Annotated in this window: 21 protein-coding genes and 1 pseudogene; 11 read left to right on the top strand and 11 right to left on the bottom strand. The window is 41.1% G+C overall.

Features of this window, described 5'->3' with window-relative positions:
* Positions 1–34: 34 nt before the first annotated feature.
* On the top strand, positions 35–871 hold the full coding sequence (locus tag FTT87_RS06630) for a pyruvate, water dikinase regulatory protein (protein WP_086197275.1): 837 nt from the start codon (positions 35–37) through the stop codon (positions 869–871).
* A 66-nt stretch (positions 872–937) separates the two neighbouring features.
* Positions 938–1,708 (top strand): hypothetical protein, encoded by a 771-nt coding sequence (locus tag FTT87_RS06635; protein WP_180174573.1) that lies wholly within the window; start codon positions 938–940, stop codon positions 1,706–1,708.
* Positions 1,709–1,751: 43 nt separating this feature from the next.
* Here FTT87_RS06635 and FTT87_RS06640 read toward each other — a convergent pair whose 3' ends face one another.
* The 4 genes from FTT87_RS06640 to FTT87_RS06660 all read right to left on the bottom strand — a co-directional run bounded on the left by FTT87_RS06640 (position 1,752) and on the right by FTT87_RS06660 (position 5,121).
* Positions 1,752–2,306, bottom strand: coding sequence for a flavoprotein (locus FTT87_RS06640; RefSeq protein WP_180174574.1), 555 nt, complete (start codon positions 2,304–2,306; stop codon positions 1,752–1,754).
* A gap of 510 nt (positions 2,307–2,816) precedes the next feature.
* The gene (locus FTT87_RS06650; protein WP_180042989.1) at positions 2,817–3,818 is read right to left on the bottom strand and encodes an LLM class flavin-dependent oxidoreductase; all 1,002 of its coding nucleotides are present in this window, start codon (positions 3,816–3,818) and stop codon (positions 2,817–2,819) included.
* Between the two features lie 158 nt (positions 3,819–3,976).
* Positions 3,977–4,495, bottom strand: a complete 519-nt coding sequence (locus FTT87_RS06655) for a glycine zipper domain-containing protein (RefSeq protein WP_180042990.1) — start codon at positions 4,493–4,495, stop codon at positions 3,977–3,979.
* Positions 4,496–4,689: 194 nt separating this feature from the next.
* Positions 4,690–5,121 (bottom strand): glycine zipper domain-containing protein, encoded by a 432-nt coding sequence (locus tag FTT87_RS06660; protein WP_180044290.1) that lies wholly within the window; start codon positions 5,119–5,121, stop codon positions 4,690–4,692.
* Positions 5,122–5,486: 365 nt separating this feature from the next.
* Between FTT87_RS06660 and prfA the strand changes: the two genes are divergently transcribed.
* Positions 5,487–6,575 (top strand): peptide chain release factor 1, encoded by a 1,089-nt coding sequence (prfA, locus tag FTT87_RS06665; protein WP_180044288.1) that lies wholly within the window; start codon positions 5,487–5,489, stop codon positions 6,573–6,575.
* Positions 6,575–7,393 carry a peptide chain release factor N(5)-glutamine methyltransferase gene (gene prmC, locus FTT87_RS06670; RefSeq protein WP_180044286.1) on the top strand — a complete coding sequence of 273 codons (819 nt, stop codon included), beginning with the start codon at positions 6,575–6,577 and terminating at the stop codon, positions 7,391–7,393. The genes prfA and prmC overlap by 1 nt, the downstream gene beginning before the upstream one ends.
* A gap of 37 nt (positions 7,394–7,430) precedes the next feature.
* On the opposite strand, the gene FTT87_RS06675 is transcribed toward prmC, so the two are convergent.
* The 4 genes from FTT87_RS06675 to FTT87_RS06690 form a co-directional block, all read right to left on the bottom strand.
* Positions 7,431–8,261, bottom strand: coding sequence for an ABC transporter permease (locus FTT87_RS06675; RefSeq protein WP_180044284.1), 831 nt, complete (start codon positions 8,259–8,261; stop codon positions 7,431–7,433).
* On the bottom strand, positions 8,261–9,229 hold the full coding sequence (locus FTT87_RS06680) for an aliphatic sulfonate ABC transporter substrate-binding protein (RefSeq protein WP_180044282.1): 969 nt from the start codon (positions 9,227–9,229) through the stop codon (positions 8,261–8,263). Before FTT87_RS06680 ends, FTT87_RS06675 begins: the two co-directional genes overlap by 1 nt.
* Before the next feature lie 526 nt (positions 9,230–9,755).
* A complete protein-coding gene (locus FTT87_RS06685) occupies positions 9,756–10,109 on the bottom strand; it encodes a hypothetical protein (protein WP_180044280.1) in 354 nt (117 codons plus the stop codon).
* Between the two features lie 213 nt (positions 10,110–10,322).
* Positions 10,323–11,342, bottom strand: a complete 1,020-nt coding sequence (locus FTT87_RS06690) for an AraC family transcriptional regulator (protein ID WP_086197284.1) — start codon at positions 11,340–11,342, stop codon at positions 10,323–10,325.
* 156 nt (positions 11,343–11,498) lie between these two features.
* Here FTT87_RS06690 and FTT87_RS06695 point away from each other — a divergent pair, with 156 nt between their 5' ends.
* The 7 genes from FTT87_RS06695 (at position 11,499) to FTT87_RS06725 (ending at position 18,744) form a co-directional block, all read left to right on the top strand.
* Positions 11,499–12,269, top strand: a complete 771-nt coding sequence (locus FTT87_RS06695; protein WP_180044278.1) for a 3-hydroxyacyl-CoA dehydrogenase — start codon at positions 11,499–11,501, stop codon at positions 12,267–12,269.
* A 278-nt stretch (positions 12,270–12,547) separates the two neighbouring features.
* Positions 12,548–13,684: an acyl-CoA dehydrogenase family protein gene (locus tag FTT87_RS06700; protein WP_180044276.1), complete on the top strand. Its 1,137-nt coding sequence runs from the start codon at positions 12,548–12,550 to the stop codon at positions 13,682–13,684.
* A 240-nt stretch (positions 13,685–13,924) separates the two neighbouring features.
* On the top strand, positions 13,925–15,571 hold the full coding sequence (locus tag FTT87_RS06705; RefSeq protein WP_180044274.1) for an AMP-binding protein: 1,647 nt from the start codon (positions 13,925–13,927) through the stop codon (positions 15,569–15,571).
* Between the two features lie 150 nt (positions 15,572–15,721).
* Positions 15,722–16,477, top strand: a complete 756-nt coding sequence (locus tag FTT87_RS06710; RefSeq protein WP_218948958.1) for a HesA/MoeB/ThiF family protein — start codon at positions 15,722–15,724, stop codon at positions 16,475–16,477.
* A 58-nt stretch (positions 16,478–16,535) separates the two neighbouring features.
* Entirely contained in the window at positions 16,536–17,834 is a 1,299-nt protein-coding gene (locus tag FTT87_RS06715) for an AarF/ABC1/UbiB kinase family protein (RefSeq protein ID WP_180044270.1), read from the top strand.
* Positions 17,835–17,969: 135 nt separating this feature from the next.
* Complete coding sequence (gene folB, locus FTT87_RS06720; RefSeq protein WP_180044268.1) at positions 17,970–18,350, top strand: dihydroneopterin aldolase; 381 nt, start codon at positions 17,970–17,972, stop codon at positions 18,348–18,350.
* Entirely contained in the window at positions 18,307–18,744 is a 438-nt protein-coding gene (locus FTT87_RS06725; RefSeq protein WP_180044266.1) for a 2-amino-4-hydroxy-6-hydroxymethyldihydropteridine diphosphokinase, read from the top strand. The genes folB and FTT87_RS06725 overlap by 44 nt, the downstream gene beginning before the upstream one ends.
* A 252-nt stretch (positions 18,745–18,996) precedes the next feature.
* On the opposite strand, the gene FTT87_RS06730 is transcribed toward FTT87_RS06725, so the two are convergent.
* From FTT87_RS06730 to FTT87_RS06740, 3 genes and pseudogenes are all read right to left on the bottom strand, one after another.
* Positions 18,997–20,619, bottom strand: coding sequence for a S8 family peptidase (locus tag FTT87_RS06730; RefSeq protein ID WP_180174575.1), 1,623 nt, complete (start codon positions 20,617–20,619; stop codon positions 18,997–18,999).
* A gap of 548 nt (positions 20,620–21,167) precedes the next feature.
* Positions 21,168–21,494 carry a pyrimidine/purine nucleoside phosphorylase gene (locus FTT87_RS06735; protein WP_086197291.1) on the bottom strand — a complete coding sequence of 109 codons (327 nt, stop codon included), beginning with the start codon at positions 21,492–21,494 and terminating at the stop codon, positions 21,168–21,170.
* An 842-nt stretch (positions 21,495–22,336) separates the two neighbouring features.
* A pseudogene (locus tag FTT87_RS06740) lies at positions 22,337–22,537 on the bottom strand (IS982 family transposase); the annotation flags it as partial.

A 22,537-nucleotide genomic window follows, 5' to 3' on the forward strand; every position in this document is an offset into this window, starting at 1 on the left:
ACAGCACTTAGACAAATATTTAAGGAGAATTTTAATGTCAGAAGGTAAACAGATTAAGCGCAGTGTGTTTTTTATCTCCGATGGGACTGCAATTACTGCTGAAACCCTGGGACACTCACTGTTAGCACAGTTTCCTCATGTAGATTTTGACATTCATATTATTCCTTATATTTCTTCAGAAGAAGCTGCGATGAATGTGGTAGCTGAAATCAACCAGCGTGCCGATCAAGATGGGCAACAACCTTTGGTGTTTGATACCTTGGTAGACCCGTATGTGCGTGATATTATCAATACCGCAAACGCAGTAAATCTTGATGTTTTTGAAGGTCTTATTGGTAAATTGTCTGAGGTTTTAGGTACTGCACCTACAACTTTAGTCGGACAAACCCATGCTGTAACCGATTCTGAGTCATATAAAGCACGTATTGATGCAGTGCATTTTGCCCTAGATAACGATGATGGCGCACGCACACGTCATTATGACAAGGCTGATCTGATCCTGATTGGGGTTTCCCGTTCCGGTAAAACACCGACTTCAATTTATCTTTCATTACAGTTTGGAATTCGTGTGGCGAACTATCCGCTGACTGAAGAAGACCTGGATGACAACCGTTTACCTGCGGTGTTAAAGGCACACAAGCATAAGCTATTTGGCTTAATGATTGATGCTGAACGACTTGTAGCGATTCGTAGCGAACGTAAAGCCAATAGCCGTTATGCAAGTTTTAATCAATGCCAAATGGAACTGCGTGCCGTAGAAGGCATTTATATTTCAGAAGGCATTAAATATCTGAATGTTTCTGAAATGTCGATTGAGGAAATTTCAACCCGTGTTTTACAGATGACAGGTTTAAAACGTCGTATTGGCTAATTTAAAAATGGAGTTAAATTCAGATTTAACTCCATTTCTATAATCGAAAATATAGAGCGTAATTATATGAATAAAGTATTAAAAATAAATAAAATAACTCTTGGTTTTGCTTGGTTTAGTCTGATAAATGCGCATGTTTTTGCACAATCTGTGGCTGATTTTGAAACCCAAATGATCAAACAATATGATCAAAGGCGTTTAGCAGACATTTATGAGAGTGAGGGTGTTAATCAGGAGGTGGCTGTAAAAGTAGTCGATTTTATTCAGAGTCATCCACAAAGTTTCCACTATAATTTTAAAAATCTAGCCAGCAAAAACATGATTTCTATACATTATAGCCCTGATCAAAAGCTGAAATTTTATACATTTGATATTTCAGCTGGCGGTACGATGCGGGAATTCGAATCTTATGTGCAATTTAAACAGGGCAATAAAGTTGTTACTCAGGCGGTGAATGATGGAGGATTTATACGATCCATTCAGCAAACTGAGCTGAATAAAGCACCCACTTATTTTATTTCAAGTACCTATATTGGCAGCAGTTGTGTAGGGACCTATGCTATTCAGGCAGCGCAAATTAGAAATTCGAAATATCAAGCTGTCGAGGTATTTAAAATCGGAACGAAAGTACTGAACCATATTGATGTCAGTTATGATTGTCATTATTATCCAGAAAATATCCAGCCTTTTGATATGAATCGGCACTATATTCGTGTTTCCAAAAATCTTAAAAACATCGATATTTTAGTCATTAAGCCATCAGGTGAATTAACTTCTAATTATTTGCGTTATCAAAAGGCTAAACATTATTATCAATATATTGGCATAGTAAAATAAAATGCATAAGAGTGGCTGATATGTCTCTTTTTATGTTGAAACATCAATAGGTAGTAATAATGACATCTACTAAATGTTCAACACCTTCCATGCTTTGTACTGCATTTTCAGTAATTTTTACCACAGGCCAGGTAATCAGCTTACAGTTATCCTGTTGCAGTGCAGTGTAATAATGATCCGATTTGAGAAAAACCTTGTTTCCAGATGCCGAATTGGGCATTAGCTGGCGTTTTAACCAGGTATCTTGAACTTGGGAATCCAGATAGCGAATAGCCAGTAATGATTTGATGCGGGTATTAAATAAACGACGATTCTTGATAATCAAAGGATGCGAAAGTAGTTTGTGAATGCCTTTTTCAGTTTGAGGTAAGATAAAAAGTGGTGTAATTTGAAATACTTGTACAAATTTTGCGGTATTGCAGATGTGTTCCAGATGCATAACTGTCATCTGGTTGCCCCCAACAATAGCCACATTTAAATTAGTGAAATCGAAGTTGTTAATATCTTCAGAAGCGACGATTTTCCCCTGGAATTTCTGGAAAAAATCGGGTGCATTTTGAAAGAACCCATCCAACGGATTCTTTTTCTTGTTGACCATTTTTATATCCTTTTTTATTTTTACTTTTGTTGCATTTTGTTTTGTACTTCATAGGTATATCCAAGATGGAACTTTGGGTAAAGATTTTTCTGGAATCTTGTCAGTCATCGCCATCATGGCATCGGCAGGAATATGAAACCATTTTTTTAGGTCTGTTGAAGCCATTATGTACACCTCTAAAATCATGGTTTAATGACAAGTATATGAAAAATCCGGACAATGTAATTTGCTTAAGTACTTAAAGTGAGATGAGCATTTTTGTTAATCATCTAGTGTGCTTATTTGTTGAAATAATTTATTTAAATATTTGATATTTATAATTTAATTTGATTTCTTGTCGGGTTGTATCCTTAAAATGGATTATTCTTTATAGAGCGATGCCTCGAACACACAAGTTCGTAAATGTTGTCCAGTCTTATTGCTAAAAATAGATCAGATGATCAACTGAATGAGCAGTTGTGATAAAAAAAATAGCACCTCAACCAGGTGCTATTTACGATTTTAAAAGAATTAAGCGTTTTTGATATTCATCAATAATTCAAAGTTTTCAAGACGTTTATTTGTGTCATAGATATCACAGGTAAAGATAAATTCATCGACATTATATTTCTCTAACAGCTTTTCTAAACCAGCTTTAACCGTTTCAGGTGAGCCAATTTGTGCCATGGCATAGAAACTGTCAACCGACATTTTTTCTGCAGGTGACCAGATTTCATCAATATTTTTGATTGGTGGTTTCAACTTGCCGCGTTGGTTGCGGAACATTGAAATAATACGCTGATAGGGTGATGTTGCTAAATATTGCGCTTCTTCATCTGTCTGAGCGATTACCGTTGGAACACCCATTGAAACATAAGGCTGATCCAGGTATTCAGAGGGTTCAAAGTTCTCTCTATATAGCTTGATCGCCTGATCGAGCATTCGCGGTGCAAAATGGGAGGCAAATGAATAGGGTAGACCCAACTTTGCGGCTAGTTGTGCGCTAAACAAACTTGAACCGAGTAACCAGACGGGAACATGGGTACTTTGACCTGGAGTTGCCACAATACGTTGCTGTGGTAGTGGATCTTTAAAGTATTGCAGAATTTCCAGTACATCTTGTGGGAATTGATCTTCAGTTTCCTGACGGCCACGACGCAGTGCACGCATTGTATTTTGATCCGTACCCGGTGCACGACCAAGACCAAGTTCAATACGGTTTGGATAGAGTGTTGCCAAAGTACCAAATTGCTCTGCAACTATTAAAGGGGCATGGTTCGGTAGCATGATGCCGCCTGAGCCGACTTTTAAAGTTCGAGTATTTGCCAATAAATAGCCTAAGAGAACAGCAGTTGCTGAACTGGCGATGCCGGACATATTGTGATGCTCAGCGAGCCATAAGCGTTTATAACCTAATTTTTCGGCATGTTGAGCCAAAGCAAGTGCATGATGTAATGAAGATTGAATGCTTTTATTTTCACGAACAGGAACTAGGTCCAGAATTGAAAATTGGGTATCTCTTAAAGAACGCATTGGTTTTCTCTAATATCAGGGCTAAGAAAAGCATACGCTGCCTACTGGAACTTGTATATCGTTTTTTTTCGATATATTGGCGATGCCTGTGATTTGGCTTGTAGCAAGCATAAAAAAGCACCCGAAGGTGCTTTAATGTAATTTGATATTGCGATGAATTAACGTTTACCGTTTTTGTACCAACCTAAATGACGACCATTGTCGTGGCGGTCACTGTAACGATAACTGTTATAACGGCGATCATAGCGGTCATCATAACGACGCTCATCACGATCATAGCGACGTTCATCACGGTCATCGTAGCGACGGTCTTCTGAAACTTTTTTACCCAGTACCGAACCACCTGCAGCACCTAATCCGGCACCGATATAACCGCCATTAGTACCACCCATATTTTTACCTACGGTATAGCCACCAGCACCGCCCAGAGCACTACCGATCACGGCACCAGTACGGTCACGTTTGTTGGAAGAAACACCGGCACCGGCTCCAGCACCAATCGCTGAACCAATCATTGCGCCTGTGGTACCACCCATCTGTTTACCCACGGCGGCACCTACAACACCGCCCAGAGCAGAAGTTAAGGCTGTATTTGTTGTATTGCCTGCATTGGCTGTAGTCATGGTTAAAGCAGATGAAGTCACTACAGCAGCAAGAATGATGGAATTAAATTTCATGGCAAACTCCTTTTGGAAGCTTTTGTTATTTCTTGAGTTAAATGTAATAAAAGATGTAGAAATGATAATGGGTGAGTTGTTTATCATTTGTATTTTTATCTTTCAGATTTATCCATAATTAATAACGGATCATTATGATAAAAAATCTAAAAAGCACCTTCAGGTGCTTTTTAGTTCTGTCCTAGCATCATCTATTAACGATGGCTACGATAATATCTTTTAGAATGTTTCTTGTATTTGCGTTGATCCGCACGACGGTCTTCTGAAACTTTTTTACCCAGTACCGAACCACCTGCTGCACCTATTGCAGAGCCGATATAGCCACCAGTAGAACCACCGACATTTTTACCTACGGCATAACCACCAACACCGCCTAGACCACCACCGATAGCAGCACCAGTACGATTACGTCGGTCTGCAGAAACTGCAGCACCACCAGCACCACCGATAGCAGAGCCAATCATTGCACCGGTATTGCCGCCCATCTGTTTACCAATTGCAGTACCTGCTACGCTACCTAATGCGGATGTTGCCGCAATACGAGTGGAGTTGTCTGCATGAGCAGTAACAGTAAACATTGATGCAGCCGCCATTGTTGCGCTGAGTAATAATGTATTCAGTTTCATAGTTAACTCCATGTCCAAAATGAACGTTGTCGGTAAGTTATTTCGATGTCGGCAAATGTAACAAAAATTTTTTCCAACAATGTGGAGAGGTTCAACTAGAGTTGTGGCGTTTAGTGTCTGCTTTGTAAAGTTATATTAACAATATTTAAAAGTGCTCATAAAATGCACGTTTATAAGGCAAATATGAATAAAACTGGTATCAATACAGTTCTTATCTTAAAAAAATCCCTTTCTACATGTGGTTTTGTCCCCACAATATCTATGTCATTTAACCCTTAGAATCGTTACACTAGACACAATTTTTTTGCGCTGATCTATGTCCTTTAAGGCATGGGGATAGCCTTTGTATTGAGATATTGAGCAAAATGAAAGAATCGTTACGTTTACGATTAGATCAACTTTCTGACCGTCACGAAGAATTAAACGCATTGCTTGCCGACGTTGAAGTGATTTCAGATAACAAACGCTTCCGTCAATTGTCACGTGAACATAGTGACCTATCCGAAATCACCGAGGTCTGGACTAAATTCCGTCAGGCAGAAGAAGATATACAAACTGCTGAAGCCATGTTGAGCGATCCTGACTTTAAGGAAATGGCTCAGGAAGAAATAAAAGACAATAAGGCGCTGCTGGAACAACTGGAAGCAGACTTAAATATTCTGATGATTCCGAAAGATCCAAATGATGCCAACTCGGCTTATCTGGAAATTCGTGCCGGAACTGGTGGTGATGAAGCTGCCATCTTCTCGGGCGATTTATTCCGTATGTATAGCAAATATGCTGAAACTCAGGGCTGGCGTCTGGAAATCCTGTCTGAAAATGAAGGTGAACACGGCGGTTATAAAGAAGTCATCTGCCTGATTAATGGTGAAGGTGTTTACGGTCGCTTAAAATTTGAAAGTGGTGCACACCGCGTACAACGTGTTCCTGCAACTGAATCTCAAGGTCGTGTGCATACTTCAGCATGCACAGTAGCAATTTTGCCTGAAGTGGATGTGGATACTTCGGTAGAGATTAACCCGGCAGATTTGCGTATTGATACTTATCGTGCATCGGGTGCAGGTGGTCAGCATATTAACAAAACCGATTCGGCAGTCCGTATTACTCACATTCCAACCGGTACGGTGGTTGAATGTCAGGATGAACGTTCACAGCATAAGAACAAAGCCAAAGCCATGGCACTTCTGGTTTCACGTCTGGAAAATGCCAAACGTGCGGCGGCAGATGCGGCAACTTCGGAAATGCGCCGTGACCTGGTGGGTTCCGGGGACCGTTCGGAACGTATCCGTACTTATAACTATCCGCAAGGTCGTATGACTGATCACCGTATCAACCTGACTTTATATAAGCTGGATGCCGTGATGGAAGGTGACTTGACCGAATTGCTTGACAGTTTGCATCGCGAATATCAGGCAGACCAGCTGGCACTTCTTGCACAGCAGAATGGTGGCTAATGAATATTGCACAGGCTTTGGCCTTACGTGGTGATGCAGAAAGCTATGAACGCCAGGAAAATGCGTGGTTACTTGAGCACATTACCAAAATTGATGCTTTTGATTTGCCATTGAAAAAAACTCTGGAATTAACAGCAGAGCAAGAACAGGCATATCGTAATGGCTTGGCACGTATTGCAGCAGGTGAACCTCTGGCTTATGTCACGGGGTCACAGCCATTCTGGACACTGGATTTAAAAGTCACCAAAGACACCTTGGTGCCACGTCCAGATACAGAAGTACTGGTCGAAACGGTACTGAAACTCGATTTGCCTGAAGATACCCGAATTGTCGATTTAGGCACCGGAACTGGAGCCATTGCCTTATCTCTTGCTAGTGAACGTCCGGATTGGTCTATTACGGCAACCGATATCTATGCACCGACTCTAGAAGTTGCTCAGTTTAATGCTGAAAAGCATGATCTTGGGCATGTGCGTTTTGTTTGTGGTTCCTGGTTTAAACCTCTGGGCCGTGAATTCTTTGATGTCATTGTTTCCAATCCGCCGTATATCGATGCAGATGATATCCATATGCAGGATTTGGCGACTGAACCGGAGCGGGCTTTGGTAGCAGACAAACATGGTCTGGCAGATTTGGAGCAGATTATCCAGCAGGGCAAAAAGCATTTAACCGTCAATGGTTGGGTGGTGCTGGAACATGGTTATGATCAGGGTGAGGCGGTACGGCATATCTTTACTCAAGCCGGTTATAAGCAAGTGCGTACGGTAAAAGACTATGGTGGTAATGACCGTGTCACTTTGGGGCAATGGCCACATTAATCTTAAAAAAGATAAAAAATAAAGCGCATCATGCGCTTTATTTTTTGACTACATCCCGCCAGCGTAACAGCCATTTTTCAGCAATTTTCATTAAGCTATCCGTCATTTTGCCTAAAATAGCCAATAAAATAATTGCAATAATGACAATGTCAGGTCGAGAGGTTTCCCGTCCATCACTGAGCAAATAACCAATCCCTTGAGTGGCCGCGATCAGTTCAGCAGCAATCATAAACATCCAGGACAAGCTCAGGCTGTTGCGTAAACCGGTTAAAATACCCGGGGATGCTGCCGGAAGTACAATCTCCTTGATCTGTTGCAGGTATTTCAGACGGTAGACTTGCGCGACTTCAATCAGCTTGCGGTCTACGCCCTGAATCGCTGCAACGGTATTGGTATAGGTCGGGAAAAATGCGCCGATGGCAATCAGGGTAATTTTGGATGCTTCATCGATGCCTAACCACAGCAGTAACAGGGGAATCCAGGCCAGACTTGGAATCGACTTAATCGCTGAAAAAGAAGGTTCTAAAAATTCTTCAGCTTGCTTGTTTAAACCGACCAAGATGGCGAAAACCAGCGCAAGTCCACTGCCAATAAAGAAACCTAGAAATACCCGCCAGGTACTGGTCCAGATATGTAGCCACAAATCACCTGTAGACAGTTCTAATAACGATTGCCATAAACTGCTGGGTGCGGGGAGCAGGTAGGGTGCTATAAAACCGTTTCTAACCAAAATTTCACACAGGATCAACGCAAGAACAGGGATGACCAGCCCCTTCAGCTTGCTTAATAATTTAAGCAAGCCAGGCGCTGGGATGCTATCCACTTTAGGTTGAATCGGTGCCTTATTCGTTGTTACAGACGAACTCATTATCTATTTACAACCTTGTTTGCATATTTTGCATCAAACAGTTGATCAATCACCTGATTGACATTAGTGCCTTTACGAACTAAATCCTCTTCGGTCAAAATGGTTCCTGATTTTTTCAATGCATTGAGATGTTTTACAGTTGGGATGTTTTGCTCAAAATTGGTACGGCTGAGTTGCAGTTTGGCCACAGCAATAGGCAATTTCGATTCCCGTGCCAGCAATTCGGCCAGTTTGGCTGGATTGGCTTTGGCCCATTTACGTGCCTGTTCATAAGCTTTAATCACCGCTTCGATGGCTTCCGGGCTTTGGCTCGCAAATTGCTCCCTGGTACTTAATACGCTGTAACTATTAAAACCGACATTTCGATACAGCAGTTTTGCACCTGACTGGACTTGTGCAGAAGCCATTAGTGGATCTAAACCTGCCCAGGCATCGACTTGGCCACGTTCAAGCGCCGTTTTACCATCTGGATGTTGCAAATGTACAAGCTGAACATCCTTTTTATTTAAGCCTGCTGTTTCCAGTGCCTGTAAGGTAAACAGGAAAGGGTCTGTACCTTTGGTGGCGGCAATTTTTTTTCCTTTTAAATCTTTTAGGTTTTTAATGGGAGAATTTTTTGCAACCAATAAGGCCGTCCATTCAGGCTGACTCTGGATGTAGACGGTTTTAATCGGACTGCCATTGGCACGGCTGAGTACGGCTGCCAAACCGGCGGTTGAGGAAAAATCTACACTGCCACTATTTAAATATTCGAGTGAACGGTTACTCCCTTGACTAAACACCCATTTAATCTGGGTTTTAGGTAAAGCTTTTTCCAAAAGTTTTTGTTCCTTCACCACCAAACTGGTCGGAGCATAATAGGCATAATCCAGCTTTAGCGTATCAGGTAGGGCTGCCATGCTATATTGACTGACCAAGCCGAATGTGATCGCTGTGAGTATTTTCGTTTTGAAACCAGAATTTTGCATATAAGTCCCGATAGAATGATTTGAATGAGATGCGGCAAATACTGCCAGTAACTCAAGGGATAAGACAAAAGAGTAATTTTTATAAAATTATCTTAATTCTGGATATATTGAATTTTGTGAAATAAGTTTATGAATTTTAATGAATTTATTTTGTATGTTTAAATATTTTGCACTTTATATCAAAAAGTTACATCAGTATGAATAAAAGTAAAATATGAAACAATTAAGAAAAATGAGATTTTGTAATTTTAATGTAATTACTATGTAATTACATTAATGGTTGCGTTTGGCGATTGCTGAAAACAAAAATTTAAAGTAAATAGTCAAAACTATGTTTTTAAATGGTAATGCAACCTGCCAACAGGATGTGATGAGTAATTCAGATCTGTCTGGTGTAGCATAAGAGAGGTAAGTAGAAAGAATACGTGGTCAGATCTATTATTGGGGCGTGATATAAAATCAAACAAATTAAATTGATTTAAAAAAAGCGACTCACTGGAGTCGCTTTTTTTAATGGGTTTTAGATTTATATTAGAAAATCTTGTAAACCATCAGATATGTCTAAGTGTGCAAGTGCATCGGTTTCAAGGGCTAAACAAAGCGCCACAATTTTTGCTGTATCTGCAAGATATTGCTCATCTTTTAAAGCTACGCCAGTTTGTAAAGCTTGAATACGATCAGCACTGATATCCAGTGCCTGAGCGGATTCAATGGCATCTGCACGATTGAAGAAATTGACCACCACATTTTGAAGTGCAGAATCAGCAGTATTTAAAATACCTTGATTGAATAACTCATCAAATTGACTGGTGTGAGAATTGAGAGAATGAGTAAAATTTTGCACCAAGCTTTGCTCTAGTACATCAATCATTTTAAGCATGTCAGAACCTTTAATATAAGGTGATTTAACAGGGAGATTACAGCAGGGGTGGCATAAAGATATGCCTTTAAATTGGTTGAAAAGTAATCTATTTTGTCGCTTTTTGCAAATAAATTCCGACGAAAAATGCATCATTTTTTAAGTCAATGAAAAGCAAAGAATTATTAAATTTTTAGAAAAGCAGCTATATTCTTATGGCTTATATTGAATTTATTACTCCTTATTTTGCCGATAAGCCCCGGGACTGACGCCGGTCCATTTTTTGAAAGCACGATGGAATGCACTCGGATCGTGAAAGCTGAGTTCATCACTAATTTGTTGCAAAGTTTTCTCTGTTTTGGTCAGAAATTCAATGGCGGTATCACGCCGGATATCATTTTTAAGTTGTTGATAGCTTACCCCTTCGCTTTTTAAACGTCTTTGCATGGTGGCATCCGAAATATTTAAGCGCTGGGCAATTTCATTCAGTTCTAACCATTCCGCAGGTGGAACATTCATTAAATGTTTACGGATTTGAGAACTAATGGCATGTGGATTTTTAAAGCGCACCAGCAGGTTATGCGGTGTCTGTCTAATAAACTGATGCCATGACTGTTTGTCCTGTTTGATCTGAATATTTAAATAATTGGCATCGAACTGGATATAGTTTTCATGGCTATTGTATTGAATATTTTCACAAAAACGGACTTTATAGTCCTGATCATCCAGTGGTGCATCACATTTGAGCTGAATCTGGTTCAGTAAGACCCGTTGTCCGCTTAACCAGCACATCAAAGCATGAATCAGCATTAAATAGGTGGCATAGCTGAACATTCTTTTGGTGTGTTTCTGTTCATAAATCACAATATAGGCATAGTTTTCCTGCACAGATAATTGACTGATAAAATCATCCAGTACCAGATTTAAAAACTGCAAAATTTGCTGTAGGGCTTTTTCCAGGGTTTCGGCATGCATGACCGATTGTGATAACAGTTTAAAACTGCCGCGCCGCATTGGGTGGCTGTCCATCCCAAAAAACTCGTCATTCATGACATCTGCCAGTTCGGTCCAGAGCTGGGCATATTGTGAAACTGAAACGCGAGCCTTACTGGAATGCAGCAACTCAACAGGAATACCGGATTTGAGCAAGATATTTTGCGTGTTCAATCCCTGATGCTGCGCCGATAAAAGCGCTTCATGCACCAGACTGATCGAGATTGTGCCTTTACTGTAATTTAAGTCTTGTTCATTCATGTACAGATGTCCGTATTCCGTATTTTTACTACCGTGACCTGGATTGTCCAAATCCATCATAAAAGATGCAAGGTTTGGAAATTGTACTCTAGCTGAACTGCCTTTACTCTGCATCTTAAGTCGAGTGTTTATTCAAATAATTAACAGGAACAAAAAATGAAAATTCAAGGAAAAGTATTTGTCGTGACAGGCGGTGCATCGGGTTTGGGTGCAGCCACAGCCACTTATCTGGTGGGTCAGGGCGCTCAGGTGATTATGGTGGATATGAACCAGGAGCTGGGTCAGGAAATGCAGCAGCGCTTGGGTGAGCATGCAGTTTTTGTCAAACTGGATGTGACCGATGAGCATTCAGTCAAAGTTTTCTTTGAAAATATTGAACAGCAGTATGGTCAGTTAAATGGTTTGGTGAACTGTGCCGGGATTGCACCGTCTGCCAAAGTGTTGGGTCGTGATGGCATTCATGATCTGGGTCTGTTCCAGAAAGTATTGAATATCAATGTCAGTGGTACTTTTAACATGATCCGTTTTGCGGCAAGTTTGATGGCGAAATATCAGTTGCAGCCAGGTGAAGAAGAGCGTGGGGTGATTGTCAATACAGCTTCAGTGGCTGCATTTGAAGGGCAACTCGGGCAAGTGGCTTATGCTGCTTCTAAAGGTGCTGTGGTGTCCATGACTTTACCTCTGGCACGTGAACTGGCGCGTGAGGCGATTCGGGTGATGACGATTGCACCAGGCATTATGGAAACACCAATGCTGAAAGCCATGCCGCAGAATGTGCAGGAGGCTTTGGGTCAAATGGTGCCGTTTCCATCGCGTTTGGCCAAGCCGGAAGAGTTTGCACATCTAGTCGGACATATTTTTGAAAATACCTATTTGAATGGTGAAGTGATTCGTTTAGATGGTGCGATTCGTATGCAGCCTAAGTAATTATTGATAATTGCAGCGGCATGACGGAGTCTTTTCAATATGTAATAAAACTCTGTTTAACCTTCGGTTCGACCTACTTTTCTTTCGGGAAAAGTAGGCAAAACCATCCCCATTCGCAAAACCTGTTTAATCAAAATTACAGTCCTCTGTCTCTCGGAAACATTATCTTTTAGATGTATTTCAGGTTGCGAATGGGATTGTCGTGTATCAAATATTTCTTAAATTTTTATAAATAAAGAATTTTAAAAACTGAATGTGAAACATGAGAGGGAAGCTCAATGATTTTAAATGACGAACAAAAGATGGTTCAGGACATGTTGCGGGATTATTCGCAAAACAAGTTAAAACCTACTGCCGCAGAACGTGATAAAACTGCGCAATTTCCCGCACAAGAACTGAAAGAACTCGGTGAGCTGGGTGCTTTGGGCATGACCGTATCCGAACAATGGGGCGGTGCGGGTTTGGACTATGTTTCGCTGGTGCTTGCCTTGGAAGAAATTGCTGCAGGTGATGGCGCGATTTCAACCATTGTCAGTGTGCAAAACTCTTTGCCGTGTGGCATTACCCAGCGTTACGGTACAGAAGCACAGAAACAGAAATATCTTACCAAACTGGCTACAGGTGAATGGCTCGGATGTTTTTGTCTTACCGAACCGCAAGCTGGTTCCGATGCCGGTGCACTGGAATGTAAGGCAGAACGTGATGGAGATGCATGGGTATTGAATGGCACCAAACAGTTCATTACCACAGGCAAACATGCCCAAGTGGCGATTGTCTTTGCTGTGACCGATAAAGCCGCAGGGAAAAAAGGCATCTCCTGTTTCCTAGTTCCTACAGACACAGAAGGCTATATTGTTTCGCGTCTGGAAGAAAAAATGGGACAGCATTGTTCAGATACCGCCACCATCATTTTTGAAAATTGCCGGATTCCTGCCGAAAATTTATTGGGTAAAGAAGGTGAAGGTTACAAAATTGCCCTATCTAACCTAGAATCAGGACGAATCGGGATTGCCGCACAATCGGTCGGCATGGCGCGTGCTGCACTCGATGCTGCTGTGGACTATGCCAATCAGCGCAAAGCATTTGGGGTAGAAATTGTACAGCATCAGGCCGTTGCATTCCGTCTGGCAGATATGGCCACGCAGATTGAAGCGGCACGACAACTGATTTTCCATGCAGCAACTTTAAAAGATGCCGGCTTACCGTGTTTGAAAGAAGCTTCTATGGCCAAGCTGTTTGCATCCACCATGGCGGAGCGGGTGTGTTCCGATGCCATTCAGATTCATGGCGGTTATGGCTATGTCTCGGATTTCCCGGTAGAGCGGATTTACCGCGACGTACGGGTTAGCCAGATTTATGAAGGGGCTTCGGATATTCAGCGCCTGGTCATTGCACGTGAGGTGACTAAAATCTAAACCGGCTAAAGCTTCAAATGGCTAAATTCTAGACTTTAGTCGGTGTTCAAATCCTGCACATTTTCTGATGGATAAGGAAATTGCAGGAGCTGGGGAATCATGGTTATCTAAGTCAACTGTGAAGTAAAAAACTTAAAAATGCTGAATCAGCTTTGGCATTTTTAGAGTCAGAACAATAAGCAAAATGGATCAGCAAAGCAGAAGCTTTGTTTATAAAATAACGGATGAGAGGTTGTCGTCATGAAGACACTACAACAAGCATATCAAGAGTTTAATTTTGATGATTTTCTTGCACAGCAACTGGTCGGTACGGCTGAGTCAGTCAATGCCTATGTTGAATGTTGCGAGCGTTATCTCGGTTTAAACAAAACGGCCTTAATCTGGGAAGGCAAAAACGGCGAGTCCGCAGAGTGGACATTTGAACAACTGGCAGAAGCCTCTGGAAAATTGGCAAATTATTTTGCATCCATAGGCTTAAAAGCAGGTGATTGCATTGCCGGTTTATTGCCGCGTACGCCTGAACTGCTGATTAGCATTTTAGCCACCTGGCGTATGGGTGCAATTTACCAGCCATTGTTTACAGCTTTTGAATCCAAAGCCATTGAGCATCGGATTAATACTGCCAAAACCCAATTGATTGTCACCAATGCAGAACAACGCTCAAAACTGAACGGTGTCACTGTACCGCATATTTTAACAGTCCATCCACAAGATGCTTCAAGTCATGCAGATGCCGATTTCTGGGCAGAACTGGCGCAACAGTCAGAATCTTTTGAACCAGTAATGCAGACTTTTGCAGATGATTTCCTGATGATGTTTACCTCAGGAACCACGGGTTTGGCAAAATCGGTGCAGGTTCCTTTAAAAGCACTGCTGGCATTTAAAGGCTATATGATCCACGCGGTGGATTTGCGTGAAGAAGACTCTTTCTGGAATCTGGCCGATCCGGGTTGGGCTTATGGTTTGTATTATGGTATTACCGGACCTTTAAGCTTGGGGCATAGCATTATTATGGATGAACGTGCCTTTAGTGTAGATAACGCCGTGCAGATCATTAAAAAGCATAAAGTCAGTAACTTGACTGGTTCACCAACGGCATTTCGGATGTTTTTTGGATTCAAGGAAAAATTTGATCCATCGATTAAAGAACATTTACGTGCCGTCAGTAGTGCCGGTGAGCCATTAACCCCAGAAGTGATTCACTGGTTTAATCATGATTTGAATGTGAATATTTATGATCAATATGGCCAAACTGAACTGGGGATGGTGATTGCCAATCATCATGCTTTAGAACATGAAAAGAAAGTCGGTTCTGCAGGTTTTGCTAACCCGGGTCATCGTTTTGTGGTCTTGAATCAAAACCACGAAGAAGTGGAAAAAGGCGGTATTGGTACCTTGGCTATTGATTTTTCGCAATCACCTTTAACCTGGTTTAAAGGTTATGGCGGCAATAACCGTAAATCATTCGTTGGGCATTATTATTTAACTGGTGATACGGTGAAATTAAATGAACTGGGTGGGGTAGATTTCATCGGACGTGCTGACGATGTCATTACAACGTCAGGCTATCGTGTGGGTCCTTTCGATGTGGAAAGCACTTTACTGGAATGTGCTGAGGTTTTGGAATCTGCAGTTATTGGCAAGCCAGACCCGGAACGTACCGAGGTGGTGAAAGCTTTTGTCGTGCTTAAACCGCAATTTGCGGCTTCGGATGCGTTAAGCCATAAACTTCAGGAATATGTGCGTTCACGTTTGTCTAAACATGCCTATCCTAAAGAAATCGAATTTGTCGAAGGTTTACCTAAAACCACGAGTGGTAAAATTCAACGCAATTTACTCAAGCAGCAGGAAATTGCCAACATGCAAGGAATTCAGAAAGTCAGTTAAACCTTTTTCGTTTTTTTAAGTTTCATGCTCTTGCACCCGAAAGGGTGCTTTTTTTAGTCCTATGCAAAATTCATTTTGAACTATAATGGCTGTCTGGTTTAAGCAAACGCAAGTAATAGACAGGATAAGCAAGTGACCCAAGCACTCGACATGGACCTAGAGTTAAGCGATGAAGAAATGCATCTTTACAGCCGGCAAATTCTGCTGGATGGTTGGGACATTGAAGCCCAGGAAAAACTGAAACTTGCCAATGTCCTGATTGTCGGTTGTGGTGGAATTGGCTGTACTACAGCTGAACTTCTTGCTCGGGCAGGTGTAGGAAAAATCACCTTAATTGATGCTGACACTATTGAAATGAGTAATCTGCAACGGCAAATAGCCTATGTGGAAGACAATATCGGTTTCTATAAAGCTGAAATACTGGCCAAGCGTTTAAAGCAGATTAATCCGCATATCCGTGTTGAATCTCAAACAGTAAAACTGGACGAGAGCAATGCAGAAGCATTAATTTCAACTCAAGATCTGGTTTTAGATGGCTGTGATAATTTCACTACACGTTATCTCGTCAACCAAAGTTGCAAGCAATTCAATGTACCTTTAATCAGTGCTTCAGCGATTGGTTTTCAGGGACAGCTGTTTATGGTAGAAGACGAATCGGCCTGTTATGAATGTCTATTTCCCAAAGAACAGCATGCCAATGAAAACCTGCGCTGTGCAGATTCAGGCGTATTAGCTACGACTCCGAATGTTATGGCGAGTTTGCAGGCGCATCATGCTTTACTCTACTTGGGGTTGGGCAAAACACCACTGAAGCAAAAACTGATGCTCTGGGATGGATTAAGCATGAAACAACGTCTACTGGCTTTCGAAAAAGATACAGATTGTCCAATCTGTCAGGCAAGATAGACCTGCAAGACCATATTTTTTTGCTACACTCGCTATAATTTAATTCTAAGCTGACATTATGAAAAACAATATCTGGTTAGATGGCCTGCGTTCAGTTGCCCGTGTCGGGGAAACGGCTGTCATTGCAGCAAAAGCAGGCTTTAAATACGCCACAGAAAAACCAAGTAACGCCAAGCTGATGCGTGAAACTTTTGAATCCTTAGGTTCAACCTATATCAAGCTTGGACAGTTTATTGCCAGCACACCTTCCTTGTTTCCACGTGAATATGTGGAAGAATTTCAGGGCTGTTTAGATCAGACCCCATCATTGCCTTTTAGTTATGTACAAGGCGTATTGGCCTCTGAGTTTGCAGGTCGAAATTTAGATGAAATTTTTGCTTCCATTGATGAAAAGCCTTTAGCCTCGGCTTCTATTGCACAGGTTCACGCAGCCAAACTCGTGACTGGTGAAGATGTTGTTATTAAAGTGCAAAAACCGGGTGTGGAAACCATTCTGTATACCGACTTGAATGTCTTGCACTGGGCCACCAAGATTTTGGAAAAAGCCGTACCGAAAGTGAAATTTGCATCACTTGCCGATATTGTCGAGGAAATTAAAACTCGGATGGTACGCGAAGTCGACTTTATTGAAGAAGCGCAAAACCTGGATGATTTCGTTAATTATCTGAATATAACGCAAAACCAGAAAGCTACTGCACCAAAAGTTTATCATCAATACTCAACCCGCCGTGTACTGACCATGCAGCGCTTATATGGCGTGCCATTGACCGATTTTGATGTAGTAAAAAAAGTGGCTAAAGACCCATCTCAGGTGCTCATTACCGCCATGAATACCTGGTTTGGCAGCTTGATGATGTGTAACAGCTTCCATGCAGACCTGCATGCCGGAAACCTGATGCTGCTTGAAGATGGCCGGGTCGGCTTTATCGATTTTGGTATTGTGGGCCAGCTAAAACCTGAAGTCTGGACAGCTTGTATCGCCTTCATGGATGCGCTGCAAAAAACCGATTACACCTTAATGGCTGAAAACATGCTGAAAATGGGCATGACGGACAAGAAAATTGATACTCAAGTTTTGGCGGCTGACTTAGAACGTCTGTTCAGTGGTGTCCTTTTGGCTGATCCTCAAGAGTTACTCACTTCCAATCCTGCTGATTTAAACGACATCATGATGGATATGGTGGGAGTGGGCGAGCGTCATGGCATTCGCTTCCCGCGCGACTTTGCCTTGCTGTTTAAGCAAATGCTGTATTTCGATCGTTTTATGCGCATTCTTGCACCATATGCAGATATCTATGCAGACCAGAGATTGCAAATGGTGCAAACTCTTGACCCAAATGTATTATTAAAACATTAATTTAATCCCTCCCGGCCTCCCTTTGATAAAGGGAGGAGTGCTTCATTGCTAAAAAATATAAGTGATGAAAGTCCCTCTTTTCTAAAGAGGGATTTAGGGAGATTATTTATAAATATCATATTCTCGAGTGATCAAATGGACGCAATTATCATTGAAGGTTTAAAGGTTGAAACAGTGGTGGGATGTTTCAATTGGGAACGTCAAATCATGCAGCCTTTAATGCTGGATATGACCATCCAGACCAGTCTGGAACAGGCTTCCAATTCGGATCAGCTGGAACATACGCTAAATTACGCTGAAATTTGCGAGATTTCTGCCAAAGTCATTCAGGAAGCCAAGCCTGAATTGATTGAACATGCAGCAAAACTTGTGCTAAATGCGCTTTTTACTACCTTTCCCACAGTAGAATCGATTATGATTACCATCCGTAAGCCTGCCATTATCGCGCAAGCAAATTCTGTAGGAATTCGTCTTGAACGCCACCGAAACGATATTCGCCTTAGCTCTGGCGAGTAATTGTCATCCCCAACAGCATTTTCAAAACGCTATGAAACAAATCTCTGGTTTGGGAGAGGTTCAATTCTCTCAAATTTATGTGATTCCGTGTCGTGATGCGGTGGGGGCGGATTACTGGAATGCGGCGTGTTTGTTAAAAGCTGTAATGTCGGTGGATGATATCATTGCATTATTAAAAAGAATGGAAGCGGATTCTGGTCGGGTACGGCCTTCACATCAAATTTCATTGGATATGGATTTAATTGCCTGGGGACAGGATTTACAGCACATGCAGTTTAATCCTAAAAAGTTGCCGTTGGCTCTAGATGTTAAAATACCGATGCTGGATATTTGGCAAAGTAGCGATTTCCAGCATGAAAATCATCAATTTCCAGTGGTCAATTGGACAAATTAAAATTAATTCCCTTATGTATCAGAAAATTTAGTTGATTAAAAATAGCCTAAGCAAAAATAAGATAGCTTGATGACTTAATTTGCTCCACTAGGTAATAAAAATTGAGTAGCAGCATGTGATTAATCCTCAAAAAACCACCAACAGTATTACAATCTAAATGCTATTTAGTGGTAATTGAGATCTATGGGGAAGTGCCAATCATTCTATAAAAAACGCAACCTATAAAGTTGCGTTTTTTATTTCAAGGATTATTTAACGGTAAATAGTAATGGAGCTGACCAAATTACTGCTGGCTGCATAGGTCAGGTTGCTTCCACTAATATTGTTGACGTTAAAGGTAGTCTGCGTTGCACTTTTGATGGTGCCGCTATTGATTTGGCATTGCCCCAAGCTGTTTGTCGTACAGTTAAGATTGCTGCCACCTACAGAGAAACTGCCAGTTACTGTTGCATTCGGCACGGCAAGGTTATTGCTATCGACCACAGAAATGGTCACATTGGCACGCCATGTACCGTTGCGATAACGTAGGGTTGTTGCATTGAGTTTGCTGATATGCGCAATAATACTTGGTACTGGGGTGATGGTCTGTGTGTCTATCAAGTTATAGAGCAATCGGTTTGGGCTACTCATCGGATTTTGAATCAGATTTATAGTACTTTGGTTGAGCAGTTGATCAGTAATACTTTGCGGTGTTGCAGTACTGTTATTTTCTAGCATTGTCGCGACTACGCCTGCAACATGTGGCGAAGCCATTGAGGTTCCGCTGGCAGTTGCTGCCGAGCTATTGCTACCAATCCAAGCAGAGGTAATCTGACTGCCTGGAGCGAAAAGATCGACACAACTGCCATAGTTCGAGTAGCTGGCACGGGTATCGGTTGAATCTGTGGCAGCAACGGTAATGGCTTTGCCCGCGCGAGCAGGAGAGCTGGTACATGCATCGGTATTTGAATTGCCTGCAGCAACCACTGGTACATAGCCGTTATTAAACAGGTTATCTATAGCAGTATCGAGGGTACTATAGGCACTGCCACCGAGAGACATATTCACCACTGCGGATTTTCGACCATTTTGAATAATCCAGTCCAGTCCGGCAATCACACCGCTCATAGCACCTGAGCCTGCACAATCGAGTACCCGTACAGGTACCAAGCCCACATTTTTTGCGATTCCATAAGTACTGCCACCTACAGTGCCAGCCACATGTGTACCATGGCCGTTACAGTCATTGGTGCCATTGTTATCGGCAATTGCAGAATAACCGGTTGGTACACGACCGTTAAATTCCTGATGTGAGGCTAAAATACCGGTATCGACAATATAGGCATTCACCCCAGAACCGGTTTTGTTATAGTTAAATGATTTGCTTAGTGGCAAATTGTGCTGGTCAATACGATCCAGACCCCATACAGGATTGCTTTGCGTGATTGTATTAGTCTGCATCAGAGTATCTTCTTCTACATAACTGACTTGCGGATTTTTCTGCATAGCCGTAAGGAAAGCTGACGTAGCCTGTTCTGGAATACGTACGGCAAAACCACGAATCGCCCGGTTATACGTAAATAAAACTTGCCCCCCATGCTGTTTTGCTATTGCTGCAGCAGCTTGTGCAGGGAGATCTGAACCCGCCTGGAGCACTACAATATACTGGTTCTTGATGGGTGAAGCTGTTGTCGTGCTGGTCAATGTGGGTGCTAATACGGTCGGTGAAGAGTTTGCTGTCGTTGTGCTGGGTGTGGAAACTTGTTGGTTGGTCAGTACTTGATCTTGTTTTACTGCTGTTGTAGCAGCTTTATTCGATGGTGTGCTTACAGCATAAGCCAGGACAGCAACAGCTGAACTTGCTGCAAAGATAGAAATTTTATGGATCCTGTTCATTCGATACTCCTGACCCCAACCATAGCGGCTGAAAATTTAATTAATAAAATAGGGTAATTGTCATCCATTGTTCTGCTCAAAAGATAGCAGAATAAAATGAAGTTTTAATGGCATCATCAAATAATAATTTTTCTCGAAATCTGTTTTTTTTATTGGTTTTTTAAATATTTCAAGGATGGTTTGGGACGAGAAATATATGTGATTATAAGTTGATTGAGCATGAAATTTTCTTTATTTACTGTTCCAAATTGTTCCTGGAAAAAGATGATCTGGAATTTTTGTTAATAAGTATCGGGTGATTTTTACTTCGTTTTGTAAGCATTTGCTCACATGAATTTAAGGTTATAGCTTCTATTTGAAATATTGGAAATTTCATATGCTGAGTTTAACAAGAACAGGAAGTTCTGCAAAAGAATAATAACAAACAAGCACAAGGACAGTCAGGTACGACAGGAGTTATACCGAGCGAACCCATACGAAAAAGCCCGACAGGATGTCGGGCTTTTTTATTGTCGACTAATTAATGTGTAATAAGGGTGTTACCAAACCTAACGGTCTTCCAGATGGCAAACGTAATCGACAATATCATCTGTGATAATTTTAAATTGGGTTTTTTTAGGCACATAAAAAGATTCACCAGCATGATAGGTTTGGCTCTCTGTATTGTTGCCAATTTGAACTAAACACTTCCCTGAAACAATTTCTATGCGTTCAGCGACCACAGTTTCAAAAACCAGAGGACGTTCTGTGGGCAGAATCACACCTAAGGTTTTTTTTCTTCCATCTGTTAACTCAATCACATGACTGATAGAACAGCCATCAAAATGGATGTTTGATTTTTTCTGGACAGAGACAAAATTGAACTGGGTAGACATACCTTGCTCCTTAAATTATTTTTGTTGTTGGTTTTTTGTTCTTTATGCAGCTAATATTTATTTTTATAAAGTATACGAATGAATCTTTTTATATGTTTTGGTCATCGTATTGTATAAATTTTACAAAAATAGAAGCTTTACCGGGTGCTATAAAAACCTATCCATACCATTAAAATTTGAGACACGTGTTGTAAGCTAAAACTCACAAGGAAGGAGGTTTATTTCTAATATTTTTAGATTTATTTTTTGGATAGAAAAGTCTTTTAAAAACAGTTTATTGTAAAGGATTAAGACATATATAAATAATACCTTGCCTATAAAAGCCTAAAAACACATATTGATGAGATGATATCTGCCAAGAAATCACTCTATTCTGCTGATGAAATATAAAAGCTTAAAAAAATTAGACTGGTCTTTGCAATAAACAATGATCTGGCACAAAAAATTGCTCAGGTCAGCAGTGTCATCGACAATCATCCCGTGCTGAACATTTTATTGATGCAATTCGTGTGGGTCTCCGAAACCTTCTGTCGATTTTTATCGGAATCAAAGCTTATCCTTTGGGAAAATATGTACTGCTGAATCTGCTCGCCTGCTTTATCTGGCTCTTTGTGATAGTGAGTGTCGGATTGTAGAAGATTCACTGGTTACATGTATTTTGGGCGAAAATACTGCCTTATCATCAGGATATTGATATTTTTCTTGAAGTAGTGGCCTGTATTTTATTGTTTCGCATCATATATTTTATTGTTGTTTGTTAGAAAAAATTCGTGATGAATAGACATAAAAAAGCCCACATTCAAGTAGGCTCAATCATGCAAATGTAGATTAAATAACCCTAGTTACGGATAAGCTAAATTTCTAACGACATGAATTTTTGGCTTATTCTTCTGACAGAGTTGATAAGCACATAAAGATGAAAATATGCCTGCTAGAAAACCGGAAATAGTCCGATGTTTACTGCTTACTAAATGGTATTTTTCTTTCAATAAGCCAATTAACGTTTCAATTTTTTTCCGCTGTCTCAAGTGGTATTCATCAGA

It is taken from the genome of Acinetobacter sp. YH01022, assembly GCF_013420235.1.
Classification (GTDB): domain Bacteria; phylum Pseudomonadota; class Gammaproteobacteria; order Pseudomonadales; family Moraxellaceae; genus Acinetobacter.